The 19,399-nt window shown below is 38.5% G+C and carries 14 protein-coding genes; 8 read left to right on the top strand and 6 right to left on the bottom strand.

Annotated features, from left to right (window positions below; translation table 11 throughout):
• The first annotated feature begins 157 nt into the window (after positions 1-157).
• The gene (locus tag A6M55_RS10420; protein ID WP_064197524.1) at positions 158-2,215 is read left to right on the top strand and encodes a tetratricopeptide repeat protein; all 2,058 of its coding nucleotides are present in this window, start codon (positions 158-160) and stop codon (positions 2,213-2,215) included.
• A gap of 77 nt (positions 2,216-2,292) precedes the next feature.
• Here the strand turns inward: A6M55_RS10420 and xylA are convergent, their stop codons facing one another.
• Positions 2,293-3,633, bottom strand: coding sequence for a xylose isomerase (xylA, locus tag A6M55_RS10425; RefSeq protein WP_064197525.1), 1,341 nt, complete (start codon positions 3,631-3,633; stop codon positions 2,293-2,295).
• A gap of 215 nt (positions 3,634-3,848) precedes the next feature.
• Here xylA and A6M55_RS10430 point away from each other — a divergent pair, with 215 nt between their 5' ends.
• The 3 genes from A6M55_RS10430 to A6M55_RS10440 all read left to right on the top strand — a co-directional run bounded on the left by A6M55_RS10430 (position 3,849) and on the right by A6M55_RS10440 (position 5,229).
• Positions 3,849-4,070, top strand: coding sequence for a hypothetical protein (locus tag A6M55_RS10430; protein WP_064197526.1), 222 nt, complete (start codon positions 3,849-3,851; stop codon positions 4,068-4,070).
• Between the two features lie 213 nt (positions 4,071-4,283).
• Positions 4,284-4,745, top strand: a complete 462-nt coding sequence (locus A6M55_RS10435; RefSeq protein WP_064197527.1) for a hypothetical protein — start codon at positions 4,284-4,286, stop codon at positions 4,743-4,745.
• Between the two features lie 55 nt (positions 4,746-4,800).
• Positions 4,801-5,229: a hypothetical protein gene (locus A6M55_RS10440; RefSeq protein ID WP_064197528.1), complete on the top strand. Its 429-nt coding sequence runs from the start codon at positions 4,801-4,803 to the stop codon at positions 5,227-5,229.
• 43 nt (positions 5,230-5,272) lie between these two features.
• On the opposite strand, the gene A6M55_RS10445 is transcribed toward A6M55_RS10440, so the two are convergent.
• Positions 5,273-6,940 carry a S41 family peptidase gene (locus A6M55_RS10445; protein ID WP_064197529.1) on the bottom strand — a complete coding sequence of 556 codons (1,668 nt, stop codon included), beginning with the start codon at positions 6,938-6,940 and terminating at the stop codon, positions 5,273-5,275.
• A 222-nt stretch (positions 6,941-7,162) separates the two neighbouring features.
• Here A6M55_RS10445 and A6M55_RS10450 point away from each other — a divergent pair, with 222 nt between their 5' ends.
• From A6M55_RS10450 to A6M55_RS10465, 4 genes are all read left to right on the top strand, one after another.
• The gene (locus A6M55_RS10450; protein ID WP_064197530.1) at positions 7,163-8,287 is read left to right on the top strand and encodes a Gfo/Idh/MocA family protein; all 1,125 of its coding nucleotides are present in this window, start codon (positions 7,163-7,165) and stop codon (positions 8,285-8,287) included.
• A gap of 173 nt (positions 8,288-8,460) precedes the next feature.
• Positions 8,461-9,291, top strand: coding sequence for a DUF2911 domain-containing protein (locus A6M55_RS10455; protein ID WP_064197553.1), 831 nt, complete (start codon positions 8,461-8,463; stop codon positions 9,289-9,291).
• Positions 9,292-9,501: 210 nt separating this feature from the next.
• On the top strand, positions 9,502-10,818 hold the full coding sequence (gene ahcY, locus A6M55_RS10460) for an adenosylhomocysteinase (protein WP_064197531.1): 1,317 nt from the start codon (positions 9,502-9,504) through the stop codon (positions 10,816-10,818).
• Between the two features lie 208 nt (positions 10,819-11,026).
• Positions 11,027-13,435, top strand: a complete 2,409-nt coding sequence (locus A6M55_RS10465) for a S9 family peptidase (RefSeq protein WP_064197532.1) — start codon at positions 11,027-11,029, stop codon at positions 13,433-13,435.
• 59 nt (positions 13,436-13,494) lie between these two features.
• Here A6M55_RS10465 and A6M55_RS10470 read toward each other — a convergent pair whose 3' ends face one another.
• The 4 genes from A6M55_RS10470 to A6M55_RS10485 form a co-directional block, all read right to left on the bottom strand.
• Positions 13,495-16,971: an amidohydrolase family protein gene (locus A6M55_RS10470; RefSeq protein ID WP_229235509.1), complete on the bottom strand. Its 3,477-nt coding sequence runs from the start codon at positions 16,969-16,971 to the stop codon at positions 13,495-13,497.
• 131 nt (positions 16,972-17,102) lie between these two features.
• Positions 17,103-17,687 carry an OmpH family outer membrane protein gene (locus tag A6M55_RS10475; RefSeq protein ID WP_064197533.1) on the bottom strand — a complete coding sequence of 195 codons (585 nt, stop codon included), beginning with the start codon at positions 17,685-17,687 and terminating at the stop codon, positions 17,103-17,105.
• 157 nt (positions 17,688-17,844) lie between these two features.
• Positions 17,845-18,915, bottom strand: a complete 1,071-nt coding sequence (gene leuB, locus A6M55_RS10480; protein ID WP_064197534.1) for a 3-isopropylmalate dehydrogenase — start codon at positions 18,913-18,915, stop codon at positions 17,845-17,847.
• 54 nt (positions 18,916-18,969) lie between these two features.
• Positions 18,970-19,335, bottom strand: coding sequence for a four helix bundle protein (locus tag A6M55_RS10485; protein WP_197491692.1), 366 nt, complete (start codon positions 19,333-19,335; stop codon positions 18,970-18,972).
• Positions 19,336-19,399 lie beyond the last annotated feature (64 nt).

Here is a 19,399-nt window from a genome sequence, read left to right on the forward strand (position 1 = left end):
ATGACGCAAGATCCTTGCCAAAGAACAGTCAAAGTTCCTAATTTTTCTTGATAAAACAGCTATATTCACCCCATTCTTTTGAGGTTCGGAATCAAAAACAGTTTGTTTTGGCAAGATAATTGAAATATTTTTGTGTAACCTAATATAACCCATTGAAATGGCAAAGCAAAAACCACAAGCAAAAACCATTGCGAAGAAAGAAAGCACGCAGTCAGTAGCCGTAGAGCAATCGGCCAATAATCAATTAATTAGCACATCACTCGAACAAAACCTTGTTCGCTGGACTCCAGCCATCTTTGCGGCACTTATTTTTGTGAGTTATTCTCCAGTATGGCAAAATACCTTCGTTTGGGACGATAAACCGTATATCATTCTCAACGAATACGTAAAAAATTTCGACCTTAAAGGTCTTTTAACCGAATACCACGTGGGTAACTACCATCCACTTACGATGCTCTCGCTTGCCATTGAGTACGCACTCGTGAAAGAACAAACGTGGCTCTATCACCTCGATAATCTTATCTTACATACACTCAATAGTTGGTTGGTTTTCAAGCTTATTCAGAAACTCAACGGTAGCTTTTGGGTAGCATTTTTTACAGGTGCTTTGTTTGCCATTCACCCGCTGCACGTTGAGTCGGTAGCGTGGGCCGCTGAGCGTAAAGACGTACTTTATACGATATTCATATTACTTTCTATTTGGTATTACATCAAATTCGATGAAACCCAAGATAAAAAATGGTATGCGGTTTCTATCCTACTTTTTCTGGCTTCGTGTTTATCAAAAGGTATGGCCGTAGTTTTGCCAGCGTTGTTAATCATCACCGATTATTGTTTCTTGAAAAAGCCAATCAATGCGAAGCTTTTCATTAATAAAATACCATATTTTGTTCTTACGCTCATTTTTGCCTACATGGCCACTCACGCCCAAAAAGATGCAGGTGCTGATGCAACTTCGGTGATTTCAAATGCTTATACCTTGGGCGAACGCATCTTGATGTCATGCTACGCATTTTGTTTTTATTGGGTAAAAACTCTCGTTCCGTTTAAACTTTATGCGTTTTATCCGTACCCAGGAAAACCAAACGGAAGCCTTCCAGCAATCTATTCAGGGGCTTTTCTTGGTGTATTTCTGTTGGTTGGAGCAATCTTATGGTTTGGTCGCAACGACAAACGTATTTGGTGGGCAGGTGCATTTTTCTTAATTGCCGTTTCTACAGTTTTGCAGTTTCCATTTCCTGTGGGTAGTGCTATTGTAGCCGACCGCTATTATTATCTTTCTTCAATCGGGCCATTGTTTTTATTGGGGCTTGCCTTCAATCGGTTCTACCAAAAAAGTAAGGCCGCTTTACCAGTTTTTGCCATAGTTGCTTTGGGTTTGTGTGCCTTGAGTTTCAAACAAACAGGTACTTGGAAAAATGGTTTGACACTCTTCACTCCTGCCGATAAAGCGTTCCCAGATGATGCTATGATTTTGAGTAATTTGGGCTGGTATTACTTAGAAAACAAAGAGTTTCCAACCTCGAAAGGCTATTTGATGCGTGCCGATGATGGGGGCTTTAAAAATGGTGATGTTTGCCGCACGATTGGCTCAATGTTTTTAGATGAAGGAGATAGCAAAACTGCCCTCAAATATTTTGAAAGAGCTACGCAGTATTTACCAAAAACCAACCGCACAAACTGGCTTTTGGGAACAGCACATTATCGTTTAGGAAATATGGCAGAAGCCGAAAAATATTACCGTGAAGCCGTAGCCAATGAACCAAAAAACGCCGAGTATTTGAATGTTTGGGGTTTATCGCTCACGGGATTGAATAGATTTGAGGAATCTCGCAAAGCTTTTGATGATGCCATTAAGTTAAAACCAGACCTTTGGGATGCTTATCTCAATCATTCATACACATACCGACTCGAAAAGAAATTTGACCAAGAAATTAAGGAATTAGATGCTTTATTGACTAAAAATCCAGATTATTTGACGGCTTACCGCAATATTGGTGTTACGTACGTTGACTTAAAGGAAGATGATAAAGCCGTTAGTTACTGGAAAAAAGGAGCAGAAAGAGACAAAACTGGCGAATACGAATATAATATCGGTATCAATTATGTGGCTCGTGGAGATATAAAAACCGCTACCGAGTGGTACATAAAATCAGCCAAAGAAGGCAACGCCAATGCAAAAGGAATTTTAGAGAAGAATGGGGTGAAATATTAGTTCTGAGTTTAGAGTTCTGAATTCTGAGTTTTAGAATAAATTAACTCAGAACTCAGAACTCATAATTCAGAACTTTATTAAATGTACTGATTGATAATCATTTCAAATAATTCTTGTTTGCCGCTGATTTGTTGTGGCTCGCCAGTTGCTAATGCAATGCGGTGCAAGTCAGCTAAACCTAATTTACCTGCATCAAACAAAGCACCATCTCCGCTATCAAAAGATGCGTAACGATTCGCACGAAGTTTTTTGTATTCAGATTTTTCAAGAATATCGTTTGCAATCAACAATGCACGAGCAAACGCATCCATTCCAGAGATATGAGCAATGAAAATATCATCTAAATCCGTTGAATTTCTACGAGTTTTAGCATCAAAGTTGATACCGCCCGTTTTGAATCCACCAGCTTCAACGATAATCAACATCGACTCAGTTAATTCATATAAATCAATCGGAAATTGGTCTGTATCCCAACCATTTTGGTAATCTCCACGGTTAGCATCGATACTTCCCAACATATCAGCATCAACCGCCATTTGAAGCTCATGAGCAAAAGTATGACCAGCCAAAGTAGCGTGGTTTACCTCTAAGTTCAACTGGAAATCTTTATCCAAACCATACTGACGCAAGAAACCAATTACAGTCTGAGCATCGTAATCATATTGGTGTTTCGACGGCTCGCAAGGTTTTGGCTCGATGTAGAATTTACCAGTAAATCCTTGTTGACGTGCATAATCACGAGACATTGTCAAGAATTGACCTAAGTGGTCGATTTCTTTCTTAGTATTTGTATTCAACAAAGACATATAACCTTCACGACCTCCCCAGAATACATAACCTTCACCACCTAAAGCGATAGTAGCATCGATAGCATTTTTCACTTGGAAACCTCCGTGAGCAACTACCGAGAAATCAGGGTTTGTTGAAGCACCATTCATATAACGCTTGTGCGAGAATAAATTGGCAGTTCCCCAAAGCAATTTCATGCCACTTTCTGCTTGCTTTTGTTTTGCTAAAGAAACGATTTCTTCTAAATTTTTCTGAAATTCAGCTTGAGAATTTCCTTCTGGAGCAATATCAGTATCGTGGAAACAGTAAAAAGGTGTTCCAAGTTTTGTCATAAACTCAAATGCTGCATCGAGTTTTTGTTTCGCTGCATCCATTGGGCTTGAAGCTACATCCCAAGGGAAAATTTTTGTTCCTGGACCGAATGGGTCGCCACCGTTACCACAGAATGTATGCCAGTAAGCTGTTGCAAAACGTAGGTGTTCGGCCATTGTTTTGCCAGCTACTACACGGTTTGCATCATAGTATTTGAATGCTAAATAGTTATTTGATTCTCTTCCTTCGTAAGCGATTGCTTCTTTGATAAACGGAAAATACTCTTTTTGGCCAAGAGTTACTTTAAGATTTGACATGATGGTAGTATTTTTATTGGTTTTGTTCGCAATTATGATGCGAAGTAAATTATTAAGTGTCAATTATACAATTAATTTTAAATAATTATTTTTAGCACGATTATAAAGATTACAAGATAGACAGTATTATTGAAAACTGGTTGTATGAATAAAATGCGTCACTTAACGATTCTGATTAGATTTTTTCTTTAAATTTGGATATAAATATTAATGCTATGGTCAAAGATAAAGAAATTATCACCCTGCCACGTACATTAGAAGAATTTCAAACTTGGGAGCCAAACGATGGTTTTAAGTATGAATGGAATGACGGTGAATTGATTAAATTTACTGGAATGAATAAACTACAAGTCAAAGTTTATGATGTTCTGAATACTCTTTTCATCAAAAAGGGATACTGGGAAACAGGTATTTTTATTTCTGAATACGATGTGTAACTAACTTTATAGGAATTCAAATAAGCAAACCTGATGTTTTCTATTTTACAAAGAACAGATTGAGGCTGCTGATAAAAACAAAGACATTATTACTTTGCTATTGAAATTATCTTTGGAAATCAGTATTAATCACTTTCGGGAAAAAATAGCCTTCAAGTAAAACTTTATAATTATATTTTCTTGTAGTTTTGTAGCAAGAAACCTGACCCCAATATGCACAGAAAACTACTCTTTATTCTTGCCTTTGTATTTATTGCTGAAGTATCACAGGCACAAGCCTTTACATATTATCCATTCAATTCTGTATTTTCGATTGCCACAAATCCCAGTAAAGCTGTTTGGGCTGATTTCAGATTTCAGATGAATTCTTACTTTTCATCACTAAGCACTGAGGTTTCGCCGATGTTTAATTTGAATAAATCAGAACGAGCAAAATTCTACATTGGTGCTGGCGTGAAAGCTAATTTTCTGAATGCTTTAAACCCTGATGCGTCAAAGCAATCGCCATTAGAAGGTTATTGTTTGAATGCAGGGGTCAGAACTTCACCAGTTCAAAAATTACCAAGATTACAGGTCGTTTTTGAACTTTCGCCTTATGCCAACAAAAACTTTGATTTAGGCGTTTTCAGAGCAAATTTAGGTTTAGGTTACGTTTTAGGCAAGAAAAAGCAATAAACTATATTTTACGTTCGTTTGTAGGTTTATGTGAACCAACAACAGTAAACTATAAATGAAAACTTTTGCTACCTTAACGATTACCTTATTGAGTTTTTGTGTATTTTCTCAACAAAAACTACCATTTATTCCCCGCCCAGCCGTCTCGTTTTTCTTCAATGAAAAACTCGCAGACAACAAAAAAACAGTTTCAAAGTCAGATACACTTCTTGAGGTTAAAGCAATTTTGCAGGGTGAGCAGAAACAAAAAATGCCAAATTTGACTTTTTTGATTAGTGAAGTTGAAGTTGCTCTTATCCGAAATGATAAAAAAATAGCAGGTTTGGTACTCTCAGAAGGAAAAGGAAGCCTTGCTCCACTGGCTTTGCTGGTTTCGGCAGGAGATAGGTACCAGCTAACTGTAAAAGGAATAAAATTTCTACATGAGGGTACTTATTCCGATGTAGGCACAGGCGATGTTATTAAAAATTTTGTTTTTGAATAAGAATAACGTCGGCAGCGTTCGAAACGCTGCCGACGTTTGTATTTTATAGTTTCTTCTCTTTCTCCAATTTTTCTGCTTTACTAAATTGTTTAATGGCCGTCGTAACGATTGGGTCTTGGCTATAAACAATTTGATAAAACTCATTATTTAATCCATTTTTCATGTTTCGCTGCCAAATATGTCGGGCAATATTTGCTTTGATTTGTAGCTTGATAAACTCTTTCGAGCGACCAAACTCAGCAGCATTAAACTTGATTTCAGAACTATTGGCAAGTTTTTTTACTTCTTCGAGCATTGCATCACTTATCACAAAACTATTTAAAAAAGCACTAAAAGGCTGTTTTTCAAGCGTTTTACGATTTACGTTTGAATAGTTGAGGGCATATTCACGCAGAATATTTTTGCCGTAAAGTTCGAGTAAATATTTAGTAATGTGGCTTGTATCTCTTGGTACAAAAATATCGGGCGTTACACCACCACCGCCATAAACGAGTCGGCCTCCTTTGGTTTTGAAACGCATTTTTGGGTTATTTTTAATGCTATCTGCAATGAAAAACTCACCTGATTTTCCACGTTCGTCCAGTTCATTTTCGTAGTTTTCTAAATGCCCTTTTTCATAAGGTTTCTGGATACTTCGTCCGCTCGGAATATAATAACGAGAAATTGTTAGGCGAAGCTCCGAGCCGTCAGAAAGCTGAATTGGTTGCTGAACCAAACCTTTGCCGAATGTGCGACGACCAACAATCAAAGCACGGTCATAGTCTTGCAAAGCTCCCGAAAGAATCTCCGAGGCCGAAGCACTTCCTTCATCAACCATCACTACGATTGCCCCTTTTTCAAACATTCCGTCGTTTCCTGCGTAAGTTTTTCTGTTATTCCGTGCATCTTTTCCATCGGTATAAACAATCACATCTTTTCCACCTACAAGTTCATCAACAATATCCGTTGCTCTGTCCATGTAGCCACCAGGGTTTCCTCTCAAATCAAGCAATAATTGTTTCATGCCTTGTTTTTTAAGATCGGTCATGTGCTGTTTAAATTCGTCGTAAGTAGTTTCGGTAAAACGATTTATCTTGATGTAAGCCGTTTTTTTATCTTCCATCAGATAGGCAGCATCAATCGAATATTGAGCGATTTTATCTCTCACAACCGTAAACTTTAATAAATCTTTGAATCCTCGACGTTTTACTTCCAGTTTTACTTCCGTGCCTCGTTTTCCACGCAGACTTGCAAAAATATTCGTACTATTGGCTTCTTTTCCTGTCAGTTTATTATTGTTTGCTTTCAGGATGGCGTCGCCACTTTGAATCCCGACGGTTTCAGAAGGCCCACCTGCCAGCGGCGTGACAACATAGAGTGTATCATTAAAAACGTTAAACTCTATACCAATGCCATCGAAACCACTTTCGAGTTGTGAGCGAGCAATATCAGCTTCTTGCGGCGGGAAATAGTAAGTATGTGGATCGAGTTTTTCGAGCATTTTTGTAATCGAATAATCGACCAGCGAATCGGTATTTACGCTATCCACATAGCTGCGATTAATGTAGGTCAGAATCTCTTTAAATTTATTAGAACTCCGAGAAATATCACCGCCAACTCGTCGTCCGCCAAAAAAAGTTGCTCCAATCAAGATTCCAATCACAAGTGTAGTTGCTACCACAATCGGTGTGCGAATCGTTGTTTGATTATTTTGAATTTTATTTTCTTCCACTTTTTATTTTAGTTTAAAGATTGTTTTTTTGTTTCATATTATTTCATGTTGTTTTGGAAGTCAATACCTTTGAAAAGGAAGATCTCAACATTTTTCAACAATTTGTAACAAATTTAAACAAACACTTAAAAATTAGTTCGTACTTTTAGAAACAGATTATTGTGATAATAAATTACATAAAACTGTATAAATTTCTATTCTAAACCCCAATTTACTAAAGAAATGTCTGAAAATCAATCTCGACGCTCGTTTCTCCAAAATCTCGGTGTAGGACTTGGCACAACGGCCGCCGCTTTTGCCGTTCCATCAGTAATGGCTGTGCCAGAAATGGCCGCTCCAAAAGATGATAAAAAACTCGGTGTTGCACTCGTTGGTTTGGGTAGTTACGCCAAAAATCAGTTGGCTGTTGCCTTAGAAAATGCCAAAAATTGTTACTTAGCAGCTATCGTAACGGGTTCACCTGCAAAAGCCGAAGAATGGACGAAGAAATACAATTTGCCCAAAGAAAGTGTTTACAACTATCAAAATTTTGATGAAATAGCTAAAAATAAATCGGTTGATATTGTATATGTGGTTTTGCCAAATTCGATGCACCCCGAATTTGTGATTCGTGCAGCAAAAGCTGGCAAGCACGTCATGTGCGAAAAACCAATGGCCAATTCGGTAGCCGAATGTGATGCCATGATAAAAGCCTGCAAAGATGCGGGCGTGCAGTTAGGCGTAGGGTATCGCCTTCATTTTGAGCCATTTACGCAAGAAATCATGCGAATCGGTCAGAAAAAAGAGAAAGGTAATGTGAGGTTTATGCAAACTAACTTTGGCTTTACCATCGGCGACCCAACGCAGTGGCGTTTGAAAAAAGCAATGGCAGGCGGCGGACCTTTGATGGATGTAGGTATTTATTGCGTACAAGCATCTCGCTACGTAACGGGCGAAGAACCACTTTGGGTAACAGCTCAGTTTGGGCCAATTACTGATAAAGAGCGTTTTAAAGATGTAGAGGAAAGCGTTTCGTGGCAAATGGAGTTTCCAGGCGGAGCGATGGTGAATGGTTTTACTTCGTATAAATCAAATATTGAGCAGCTTTATGTTTCGGCCGATAAAGGTTGGATGCAGCTGAGTCCAGCGTATAGTTATGGCCCAATTAAAGGAAGTACTAACGACGGGAGCTTGAAATTGCCAGTAGTGCATCATCAGACAGTAATGATGGAAGCTATTTGCAAAGAAATGATTGAAACAGGAAAATTTCCGAAACACATTGATGGTGATGAAGGTAAGCGTGATATGAAAATCTTGATGGCTATTTACGAAGCCGCTCAAACTGGGAAACGGGTGAGTTTGGTGTAGGAGAGATTTGAGATACGAGACATGGGATTCGAGATTTTAAACATAGGTTTTTGGGGAAATATAATTTGCTTTAACTTTTTCTCGAATCTCATATCCCCAATCTCATGTCTTCAACCAAACCATTTTCCAAGTTTTGTCGTTATACGTATTCAAACAAAATCTATCAAACACAAATGAAAAAAATCGTTTTACTATTCTCTCTTTTTGTATCAATGGGAGCGATGGCACAAGGTATCAAAACGCCAGCTCCGAGTCCAACCCAAATTATCAAGCAAGATTTTGCACTTTCATCAATCGAAGTAAACTATTCTCGTCCGTTGGCTAAAGGTCGTAAGATTTTTGGCGATTTAGTGCCTTTTGGTGCTATGTGGAGAACAGGTGCTAACGGTGCAACTAAAGTGACTTTCGGCGAAGACGTGAAAGTTGGAGGTGTAGCAGTAAAAGCAGGTTCGTATGCACTTTACTCAATTCCAAATGCTGGTGAGTGGGAAATTATTTTGAACAAAGGCGTAAATAATGGTGGTTTGAATGGCTATAAAAAAGAAGAAGATGTAGCTCGTTTTAAAGTAAAAACAATGACTTTACCAATGAATATCGAATCACTTACGATTATCATTGGTGATGTGATGGCTGCATCGGCAAATATCCAAATTTTGTGGGAAAACACAGCCGTTAGCATTCCAGTAGAAGCTGATATTGATAGCAAAATCATGAAATCAATTGATGCAGCTATGAATGTTGATAGCCGTCCGTACTTTGCCGCAGCCAGCTATTATTTTGATAATAGCAAAGATATGGCAAAAGCATTGGAATGGGTAAACAAAGCCATTGACGCTCAACCAAGTGCTTATTGGATGGTACACTTAAAAGCAAAAATCCAAGCCAAAATGGGAGATAAAGCAGGTGCAAAAGCAACGGCAACAAAAGGAATCGAATTAGCAAAAGCAGGTGGAAATCCTGATTATGTAGCTTTAAACGAAAAATTGATTGCTACTTTGAAGTAAGAATATTTCAAATTGGCGTATATATAGAAGCTCTCTTTCATTAGGAAGAGAGCTTTTTTGATGCTTTTTTTCTTGAAAAAACAAAATCCGCTAAATAAAATTTATCCAAAAAAAATTGATTTGGCAAATAATTTATCCTAATTTTGTCTAATATTTAGAAAAACCAACTAAATAAAGAATTTTAAAAGGATAATTTAACTTATATCAATAATGTCAGCAGCAACAAAAACTTATCTCCCTTACAAGGTAAAAGACATCACTCTTGCCGATTGGGGTCGCAAAGAAATTAAATTAGCAGAAGCCGAAATGCCAGGTTTGATGGCAATCCGTGCGGAATATGGCCCGTCGAAACCATTGGCAGGTGCAAGAGTAGCAGGATGTTTACACATGACAATCCAAACTGCGGTTTTGATTGAAACCCTTGTGGAGTTAGGTGCTGAAGTAACTTGGTCTTCTTGTAATATTTTCTCAACACAAGACCACGCTGCTGCTGCTATTGCTGCTGCTGGTATTCAGGTTTATGCTTGGAAAGGTCAAACAGCCGAAGAATTCGACTGGTGTATTGAGCAAACTTTGTTTTTTGGTGAAGAGCAAAAACCATTGAACATGATTTTGGATGATGGTGGAGACCTTACAAACATGGTATTTGATGTATATCCAGAGCTTATCGCTGGTATCAAAGGCTTGTCAGAAGAAACTACAACTGGTGTTCACCGCTTGTATGAGCGTATGAAAAATGGCACATTGTTCTTGCCAGCTATCAACGTAAATGACTCAGTAACAAAATCGAAATTCGATAATAAATACGGTTGTAAAGAATCATTAGTTGATGCGATTCGTCGTGCAACTGACGTAATGATGGCAGGTAAAGTTGCTGCCGTTGCGGGTTATGGTGATGTAGGTAAAGGTTCGGCTGACTCACTTCGTGGAGCTGGTTGCCGTGTATTAGTTACTGAAATCGACCCAATCTGTGCTTTACAAGCAGCAATGGATGGCTATGAAGTTGTAACAATGAACGAGGCCGTAACTCGTGCGAATATCTTCGTAACAGCTACTGGTAACGTAAACATCATCCGTGACCGTCACTTCAAAGCAATGCGTGATAAGGCTATCGTTTGTAACATCGGTCACTTCGATAACGAAATCGACATGGCTTGGTTGAACCAAAACTATGGCCACACAAAATCGACTATCAAACCACAAGTTGATATGTATGAAGTTGATGGCAAAGAAATCATCATCTTAGCTGAAGGACGTTTGGTAAACTTAGGTTGTGCAATGGGACATCCATCATTCGTGATGTCATGTTCATTCTCAAACCAAACTTTGGCTCAATTAGAGTTATGGAACAACACCGAGAAATACGAGAAAAAAGTTTACGTTCTTCCTAAGCAATTAGATGAGAAAGTAGCGGCTTTCCACTTAGCTCACGTTGGTGCTAAATTAGATACTTTAGATGCAGAGCAAGCTGCTTATATCGGTGTTTCGACAGAAGGACCATTTAAGTCTGAAATGTATCGTTACTAAGATTTCGTAGAGTTTTTACACAAAAATGCCCATTTATTGAAAAATAGATGGGCATTTTTGTGTTTTATATCTTTACATAAAACAAGATGATTTTACTGAAACGTCTATCTTTTTGTGGTTTAAGTCTCCAAAGTGCCTACAAATGTTTTTTAATCGCTAATTTCACTTTGTTAAATTATTCTTCATCAAAATCTCTAAATTACTAACCATGAACAAGAAAATTGTCATTTTATTGACAGCCTTTGCGATGTCTTGCGGAGCCTTCGCTCAAGATGCCGTAAATTATCAACTCCCTCCTAAAGAAGTTTCTGATTTGCTTTTAGCAAAACCTACGCCCGATGTGAGCATTGATAGTCAAGGCGAATGGATGCTCCAAAGCGAACGTAATTCATATCCGACCGTTGAGGAGTTGGGTCAGCCCGAAATCAGAATTGCGGGTTTGAGATTAAACCCTAATAACTTCTCGCCGAGCCGACAAACTTTCATCAATAATTTTACGCTGAAAAACATCAAAACTGGTAAAGAATTCAAAATCAGTGGCTTACCAGCAAACATGTTGGCAGGAAATGTAAGATGGAATCCGAGCGAAAAGAAAATTGCTTTCACAAATACAACTAACAACCGAGTTGATTTATACATTATTGATGTAGCAACAAAAGTGGCTACCAAAGTAAATAAAAAGGCTTTAAACGTAGTTTTAGGTGCAGACCTAACTTGGTTTGATGATAACGCAATTGTTTATAAAACTGCCATAAGTTTGCCAAGTGCAGCTCCTGCAAAGCCAATCACACCAAAAGGTCCAACCGTTCAGCAAAATATCGGAAAAGCTGCTCCAGGCCGAACTTACCAAGATTTAATAAAAACACCTTACGATGAACAACTTTTTGAGTTTATGGCAATGGCTCAGATGGTGATTAATCGTGGAGGCGTAGAAACGCCGATTGGCAAACCTGCTATTTATGAATCTTATACTTTATCGCCCGATAAAAAATACTATTTACTGGAGGTTTTGAAGAAGCCATTTTCGTATTTAGTTACTGCCAGTGGTTTTCCTACATCAGTTTCGGTAGTTGATGTTACTGGAAAGTTAGTCAAAGAAGTTGCCGATTTACCAAGTGCCGAAACTCGTCCGTCGGGCAATGATAATGTGCAGAATATTCCAAGAGGATTTGAATGGCGAAGCGATGAAGCTGCAACTTTGGTGTGGGCAATGCCACTCGATAGTGGTTTGATTAAAAAGAATGTGGAATTTCATGATGTAGTTTATGCACAAGCGGCTCCTTTCAAAGCCGAGAAGCAAGAGCTATTCAAAACAAAAATGCGTTTCCGTGGTATTACTTGGGGAAATGAAAGCTTTGCGTGGGTTTCGGAAGGACTTGCTGGTAAACAGACCATCAAAGTGAGTAGGTATAATAGCAGCACAAAAAGTATCTCTACACTTTTTGAACGCAATACAACTGATGCTTACGGAAATCCAGGAACGCCTTTGATGGAGAAAAATAGCTTCGGTAAACAAGTGATTTTGGTAGAAGGCAACAAGATTTTCTTGAATAATATGGTTGGTTCTTCGCCAAAAGGTGATTTGCCATTTTTAAGCCTTTTTGATATTGACACCAAGAAAACCGAACAACTTTGGCGATGCAGCGAAGGTACGTATGAATTTGTGGTTGATGTGTTAGACGCTAAAAATCTAACGTTTATCACTCGAAAAGAATCAAAAACCGATGTACCTAATTTTTATATCAAAAACTTAAAATTACGCATTGCAGATATGCCAATCACGGCATTTACGAATCCGTACCCAGCGTTGGTGGGTGTAACTAAACAAAAAGTAAAATATACTCGCAAAGACGGTATTGAGCTTACAGGAGATTTGTATTTGCCAAAAGGTTATAACAAAGAGAAAGATGGTCCATTGCCAGTGTATATGTGGGCGTATCCGAGAGAATTTAATAATGCAGCTGATGCTGCACAAGTACGTGGAAGCGAAAATAAATTTATCACGATTGCGTGGGGAAGCCCGATTTACTACGTAACACAGGGTTTTGCGGTGCTTGATAATGCCGAAATGCCAATCGTGAGCAAAGGTGGTGATACCAAACCAAACGATAATTTTATCGAGCAACTTACGCTAAACGCCGAAGCAGCGGTTAATCATTTGGCAGAAATGGGCGTAGGTGATAGAAACCGTATGGCAGTTGGCGGGCATAGCTACGGTGCTTTTATGACCGCCCATTTATTGAGCCATACAAAGTTATTCAAAGCAGGAATTGCAAGAAGCGGAGCTTATAATAGAACATTGACTCCATTCGGTTTTCAAGCCGAAGATAGAACTTATTGGGAAGCTCCTGATTTGTACTATAAAATGAGTCCGTTTAGCTATGCCGATAAAATCAAGACACCACTTTTGTTAATTCACGGTGATACCGATGATAACCCTGGTACATTCCCTATCAATAGTGAGCGTATGTTTGCCGCCATCAAAGGACACGGAGGAACAGTACGTTTTGTATTTTTACCTTACGAAGCTCACGGCTACCGAGGTAAAGAAAACCTCCTTCACATGCTTTGGGAGCAAAATGAATGGTTGAAGAAATATGTAAAAGAGGCTAAATAATCGATTCTATATGCAAAACGCCCAGTTATTTTTCAATAGCTGGGCGTTTTTTGATTTTCTTATTCTTTCAAACCAGTATTAAGAGCTGGTTTTTCAAAGCTCCATTCACTACGTTCGAGTTTTCTTTGTGTCGGATAAACTTCGTCAAGGGTATTTCCATCATAAATTCGGCCATTCTTGATAACCATCTTGACCGAATTAGAATTACGAATATTCTCTAAGGGGTTTTTATCTAAAATTAGTAAATCAGCCAATTTGCCATTTTCGATACTTCCTAAATCTTTGTCAAGTCCAAGAGCAGTAGCACCCAAAATCGTGGCGGTGCGGAGAGCATCGTGGTTTTTCATTCCTCCACTTTGCATCGACCACAACTCCCAGTGATAGCCCAGTCCTTGGAATTCTCCGTGACTACCAATTCCTGCTAAAGCTCCACTTTCCACCATTGATTTCATTGACTTGGCGTGTTTTTGGAATACATGCTCTTCTGGCATAAACCAAGCTGGCACACGACGAGTTTTTTCGGCCAATTCTTCATAAGGCATGAAGTTTTGCATTTTTTTATCGTGGTAAGGGTTTTCGGTTTCAAAATAATAGATTTCAGCAAAAGGACCACCGTAAGCAACTAAAAGCGTAGGCGTAACGCACATTCTTGAAAAAGAAATCGCTTTTACTACATCATTATAAAGCGGATAAACAGGAATGGCATGTTCGTGGCCAGGGTATCCATCGAGCATATTAGTCATGTTTAGCTTATAATTCAAACCGCCCTCGGTTGTTGGCATCAATTGTTGTCCTTTAGCTGCTTTTATAATCCATTGACGAATTTGGCGGTTTCCTGTCAAATACATTTTGATGTATTTAGTATTATAGTATTTGCTGTACTGACGCAAAGCATTGATTGCCTGCGTTGAATCTTTGATATTATATGACCAATATCCAACACCTGGGCCTGTTGAGTAAACTCTTGGCCCGACCATTTTGCCAGCCTCTACCATATCCGAATAAGTAAGTACATCTGTGGTGGCAGTCTGTGGGTCACGGGTAGTGGTAACTCCATAAGCAAGATTGGCAGAATATACCCAAGCCTGATTTTTTTGAATGCCCCATTGCGGCCACATGTGAGCGTGTGTATCGACAAAGCCAGGAATAATAGTTTTCCCTTTGGTATCAATTACTTTTGCCCCAGTAGTATTTTTGAGTGTTCCGCTTTTTCCGTAGCTTTTAATTCGGTTATTCTCTATCAAAATGTCTCCATTTTCAATGATTTCATCGCCTTTCATTGTGATGATTCTTGCTCCTTTCAATAAAACATTTCCAGTCGGAGCATCTTTTGCATAAAAAACCTTAATTTCTACTTCTTGAATTTTGTATTTAGGGTCTTCTTTTTTGGGAGGAGTTTTCTTACTTACATTCGAGCTATCGGATTTTACCTTCACTGAATCGGTTTTAACTTTATTGAGTGAATCGGCTTTTTGTTTTTCTTGCAGTTTTTTGGCAGTTTTCAAACTATCATCAAATGCTTTTGACTTCTCTAAATCATAGACAAAATGAAAACGCCCCAAAGACCAATGTATTTTTTGAGCATTACTTGACCACGCTGGAAACTCCCCTCCTAACTCGGTTAATTTTTTTGCAGGAAACTGCGAAGCCGAAGGCTCAGAAACTGAGATATTAACGGTTTTCCCTGTTTTAGGGATATTCACTACATAAATTTCATTATTGATTTGAGCTAAAGCTTTTTCGCCATCTGGTGACATCAACGTTTGCGAAGCGGGCGAAGGTTTATTAACTTCCATAGCTTCGGCAGTTTTTTCCGAAAGCATACAGTTATGCACAAACTCTTCTCCTTCGATACTCATACCGTAGGTAGTGATACCTGTAATTTTGGCGTGAACTTTTTCATCAGTTCCATCCCATTTGATAGATTGTATTGCTCCTTCGCTTCCACTCAAATAAATACGGTCTTCATTTTTTACAAAGTGTGGATTACTGCGGTCACGAGCTTTATCAATGATAGTGATATTTCCGCCATTGGCATCAATCCAGCAAATTTCATCTTCGGCATTATTGGCAACAGGCCCAATTGATTCACGATACGTTTGTAATTTACTACGAATGAATACAATTCTGTCTCCCTTGAGTGTCCAAACAGGTTGGCTGTAAAGGGCAGAAACTGATGTTAATTTTTGTAAATTCGTCACTCCATTTATATTGGCTTTGTAGAGATTTCCACCTTCGGGTGTCCAAGTTGTAAAAACTAATTGTGTTCCATCTGGCGACCAAGCAAGATTGGCTTCTGTAAAGTCGTTGTTGCTAAGACGTCGAGGAGTACCATTCGGGAAATCCATCACATATGCTCGATTGAGTGCTGTAAAAGCTAATTTACGGCCATCGGGAGAAGGAACTGCGTCACGAATTTGGGTAACAAGTGCGTGGGTTGTATCAGAGATTGGATACTTAAATTCGAGTTGAGGTCCCATTTCGAGTTCCATGTTTACGTCAAATGGAATTTCAGTGGAGCTACCACTATTAATGGCAACTTTATAAATTTTACCACCATAAGAAACGATAAGGTATTGATTATCGGGCGTGAAAGACATAGCAGGCAAAACACCCATGGTTGCTATTGACTCTTGTTCATCTCTTTGAACTGGATAAGCCAGCCATTTTTCATCGCCAGACTGTAAGTTTCTTAAAACTAAACCTGTTTTATCTTCAAATCGTGAGCCATAAACCAGCCATTTCCCATCACTTGAAAGGGTTGGTGTAAATGCCGAGCCATATCGTGATGTAATTGTGGTACGTTTGGCATTTTCACGGTCATAAATACCAATTTGGTATTGCGGCATCATGGCATTGTAATTCCAAGCCCCTGTTCGTTGCGAAAAATAAATATATCGCCCGTCGTGGCTAACAGCAGGGTCAATTGTTTTTAATTTTTCGGGTTGGTCGATGAGCTGAACACCCCCACCCCCATCTTGATGCACCATCCAAAGTTGCACATTCATACGGCCTTTTGCAAAAACAATATAATTCCCGTCGGGAGTCCAATCAGCAGAAGCGTAGTTTTGGTCACGGTCTTTGGTTACTTGAATGGTATCTTTTTTATCAAAATCAATGTACCAGATATTATCAGAGCCACTTCGGTCAGAGATAAATAAGAGTTTTTTGCCATCTGGACTATATCTTGGATGCGTATCGTATGCCAAACCCTTGGTAATGGTTGTTGCTTTTCCACCACCGAAAGGAATGATATAAATATCTCCAACCAAGTCAAAAGTAATATTTTTTGCATCGGGACTCACATCCACTGAGAGCCACGTACCTTCAGTAGTGTTATGTTTAAATTTTCGAGTCGCTTTCAGAGGTAAATCTTTGTAACGCACATATTGAGTTGTATCTTTTTTTAGAGAATCGTTTAGAAAATTCTCATCAAAAGAGCTTTTCCCATTAAAAGCTCCTGCTACTAATGTAAAAGAAAAGATACTTGCAGAGAAAAGCGATAACATTAAATAATTAGTAAACTTTTTGTTCATTGAGAGAGGTGTTTTTAGTTGATAATCAAATATAAATAAAACATTTGGGATTTAACTTCAGTGAGTATTTTCCAACAAAAAAAATCCCCAAATGATGTGGCATTTGAGGATTTTTTTAGCTTAAGCGAATGTTATTTTTTCGGCGGAACTGTTCCCATCTTGATTAAAACTGCATCAGTAAGGTCATCTTTGCCATTATCGGCTGAATAAAGCATTACGGTATTTGATTCGTTATTTCCTGAATCAGCGTTTCTTCTGAAAACAATCTTATAGCCTTTTTCGGCTGCAACAACTTTAATAGTAGCATTTACTTTTTCACGAATTTCCAGAAATCTTTCTTGAATCATTTTTTGTAAGTCAGCTTGTGAACTAGTTTGAAACTCTTCAGCATCTTTTTTTAGGTTTTGAACCAACTTTAATTTAGCATTCAAAGAATCGGTTGTGAGACCTGTAATATCTTTCATCATTGCTTGATAAATCTCATATTCTTCTTGATATTTTTTTGCTTTTTGTTCGAGTTTTGTTTCAAAACCTACTTTTTTTGAAGCAATTTCAGCTTGAAGACTTTTCATTTCCTTAACATTTTGTAAGATATAATCTTCGTAAACGTAAGCGAGTTTTAAACCTTGTGTGGCTGGTTTGGCTGTTTTTGATGCTTGAGAAAACCCTAATTGGCTGATTAATAGTATAATAGCGATAAAAACTGACTTTTTCATTAGTTCGATTTTGGTGATTTTTAATCAAAATTACGGAATATTTTTTGCCAAAAACAAAAAAGACGAGCAAAACTCGTCTTTAAAGGTCTGTACCGCGGGTCTGACCATCTAACTGTGTGCTATAATTAACGTCAGACCTGCAGTGCGGACGTTCCGATTATATTCTTGACAAGATTTGCTCGCCCATAGCATCTGTTCCCAAAATCATATCTTTTGGAGTAGAAGCATCAGCGATATCACCTGTGCGGAAACCTGCTTTCAAAGTTGCATCAACAGCGGCAATAATTGCCTCTGATTCAGCTTTTAAACCAAACGAAATATCGAGCATCAAAGCTGCTGATAAAATCGAAGCCAAAGGATTCGCTACGCCTTTGCCTGTAATATCATGTGCCGAACCGTGAATTGGCTCATAAACGCCCGTGCTATCACCAACCGAAGCCGAAGCCAACATTCCCATCGAACCAGCAATTTGAGAGGCTTCGTCGGTAAGAATATCTCCGAAAAGATTTCCTGTTACTACCACATCAAATTTACGTGGGTCTTTGATGAGGAGCATGGCTGCTGCATCAACAAACTGGTGTTCGAGTTGTACTTCTGGGTAGTCTTTAGCTACTTCAAGCACCACTTCACGCCACAAACGGCTACTTTCGAGTACGTTAGCTTTATCAACCGACATCAATTTTTTGCCACGAGTCATAGCAGCATCAAACGCCTTACGTGCGATACGCTCAACTTCGTATTTTGAATAAATCATGGTATCGTAGGCTGTGTTTCCTTCGTCGATACGTTCACGTTTTCCGAAATAAACATCCCCTGTTAGTTCACGGAAGAAAAGAATATCGGCTCCTTTCAAAAGCTCTGGTTTGATGCTCGATGCTTCTAATAATTCATCAAAAAGTTTGATTGGACGAAGGTTAGCATAAAGACCTAATTCTTTACGCATTTTCAATAAACCTTGCTCTGGACGAACTTTTGCCGAAGGGTCGTTATCGTATTTTGGATGACCAACTGCACCGAAAAGTACGGCATCAGAGGCTTTCATTTTTACGAGTGTTTCTTCTGGAAGCGGGTCGCCAGTTGCTTCGATGGCAGCATGACCGATGAGTGCTTCGTCATAAGTAAATTCATGACCAAATTTTGCAGCGATTTTCTCTACTACTTTTTTACCTACGGCAGTTACTTCCTGCCCAATTCCGTCACCTGGGACGATTAGAATATGTTTTTTCATTTTTTATTTGAGGCACAAAGGAGCAAAGGCACAAAGGCACAGAGTTTCAATGTGTCATTTTTTTAATTTATTAATCAAACTTGATAACATTCTTTCAATCTCACGACTTTGGTCGTATAAAGCTTGAAAGTTATTTTCAGACATATAATTTAGATTAAAGGCAATTTCTATTTGTGTTTGAATCTCAAAAAGAGAACCTAAAGCTATTTGCAAAAAACGAGTATAATCACCTGTACTATTTCTACCGTAACCTTCGGCAATATTACTCGGAATCGAAATTGCGGAACGCCTCATTTGTGAAGTCAGGCCAAATTGTTCATGCTGAGGTAAAGAGGTACTTTTTGAATAGACATTCGTAACAAACTGCATAGCTTTCTGCCAAACCAACAAATCTCGATATGTTTTTATTGAACTATCCAATTTTGTAAATTTATGTTTAGTTTTTACTATATTCTTCTGCTACTCTGAATCTCAGCACCTTGCT

The organism is Emticicia sp. MM, assembly GCF_001649495.1.

What these genes read in the sequence shown, in the direction of transcription:
- A6M55_RS10430 (WP_064197526.1), top strand. Translation starts at nt 3,849, where the DNA reads ATGGTCAAAGATAAAGAAATTATCACCCTGCCACGTACATTAGAAGAA.
- ahcY (WP_064197531.1), top strand. Translation starts at nt 9,502, where the DNA reads ATGTCAGCAGCAACAAAAACTTATCTCCCTTACAAGGTAAAAGACATC.
- leuB (WP_064197534.1), bottom strand. Translation starts at nt 18,915, where the DNA reads ATGAAAAAACATATTCTAATCGTCCCAGGTGACGGAATTGGGCAGGAA.
- A6M55_RS10470 (WP_229235509.1), bottom strand. Translation starts at nt 16,971, where the DNA reads ATGAACAAAAAGTTTACTAATTATTTAATGTTATCGCTTTTCTCTGCA.
- A6M55_RS10440 (WP_064197528.1), top strand. Translation starts at nt 4,801, where the DNA reads ATGAAAACTTTTGCTACCTTAACGATTACCTTATTGAGTTTTTGTGTA.
- xylA (WP_064197525.1), bottom strand. Translation starts at nt 3,633, where the DNA reads ATGTCAAATCTTAAAGTAACTCTTGGCCAAAAAGAGTATTTTCCGTTT.
- A6M55_RS10465 (WP_064197532.1), top strand. Translation starts at nt 11,027, where the DNA reads ATGAACAAGAAAATTGTCATTTTATTGACAGCCTTTGCGATGTCTTGC.
- A6M55_RS10450 (WP_064197530.1), top strand. Translation starts at nt 7,163, where the DNA reads ATGTCTGAAAATCAATCTCGACGCTCGTTTCTCCAAAATCTCGGTGTA.
- A6M55_RS10435 (WP_064197527.1), top strand. Translation starts at nt 4,284, where the DNA reads ATGCACAGAAAACTACTCTTTATTCTTGCCTTTGTATTTATTGCTGAA.
- A6M55_RS10475 (WP_064197533.1), bottom strand. Translation starts at nt 17,687, where the DNA reads ATGAAAAAGTCAGTTTTTATCGCTATTATACTATTAATCAGCCAATTA.
- A6M55_RS10455 (WP_064197553.1), top strand. Translation starts at nt 8,461, where the DNA reads ATGAAAAAAATCGTTTTACTATTCTCTCTTTTTGTATCAATGGGAGCG.
- A6M55_RS10420 (WP_064197524.1), top strand. Translation starts at nt 158, where the DNA reads ATGGCAAAGCAAAAACCACAAGCAAAAACCATTGCGAAGAAAGAAAGC.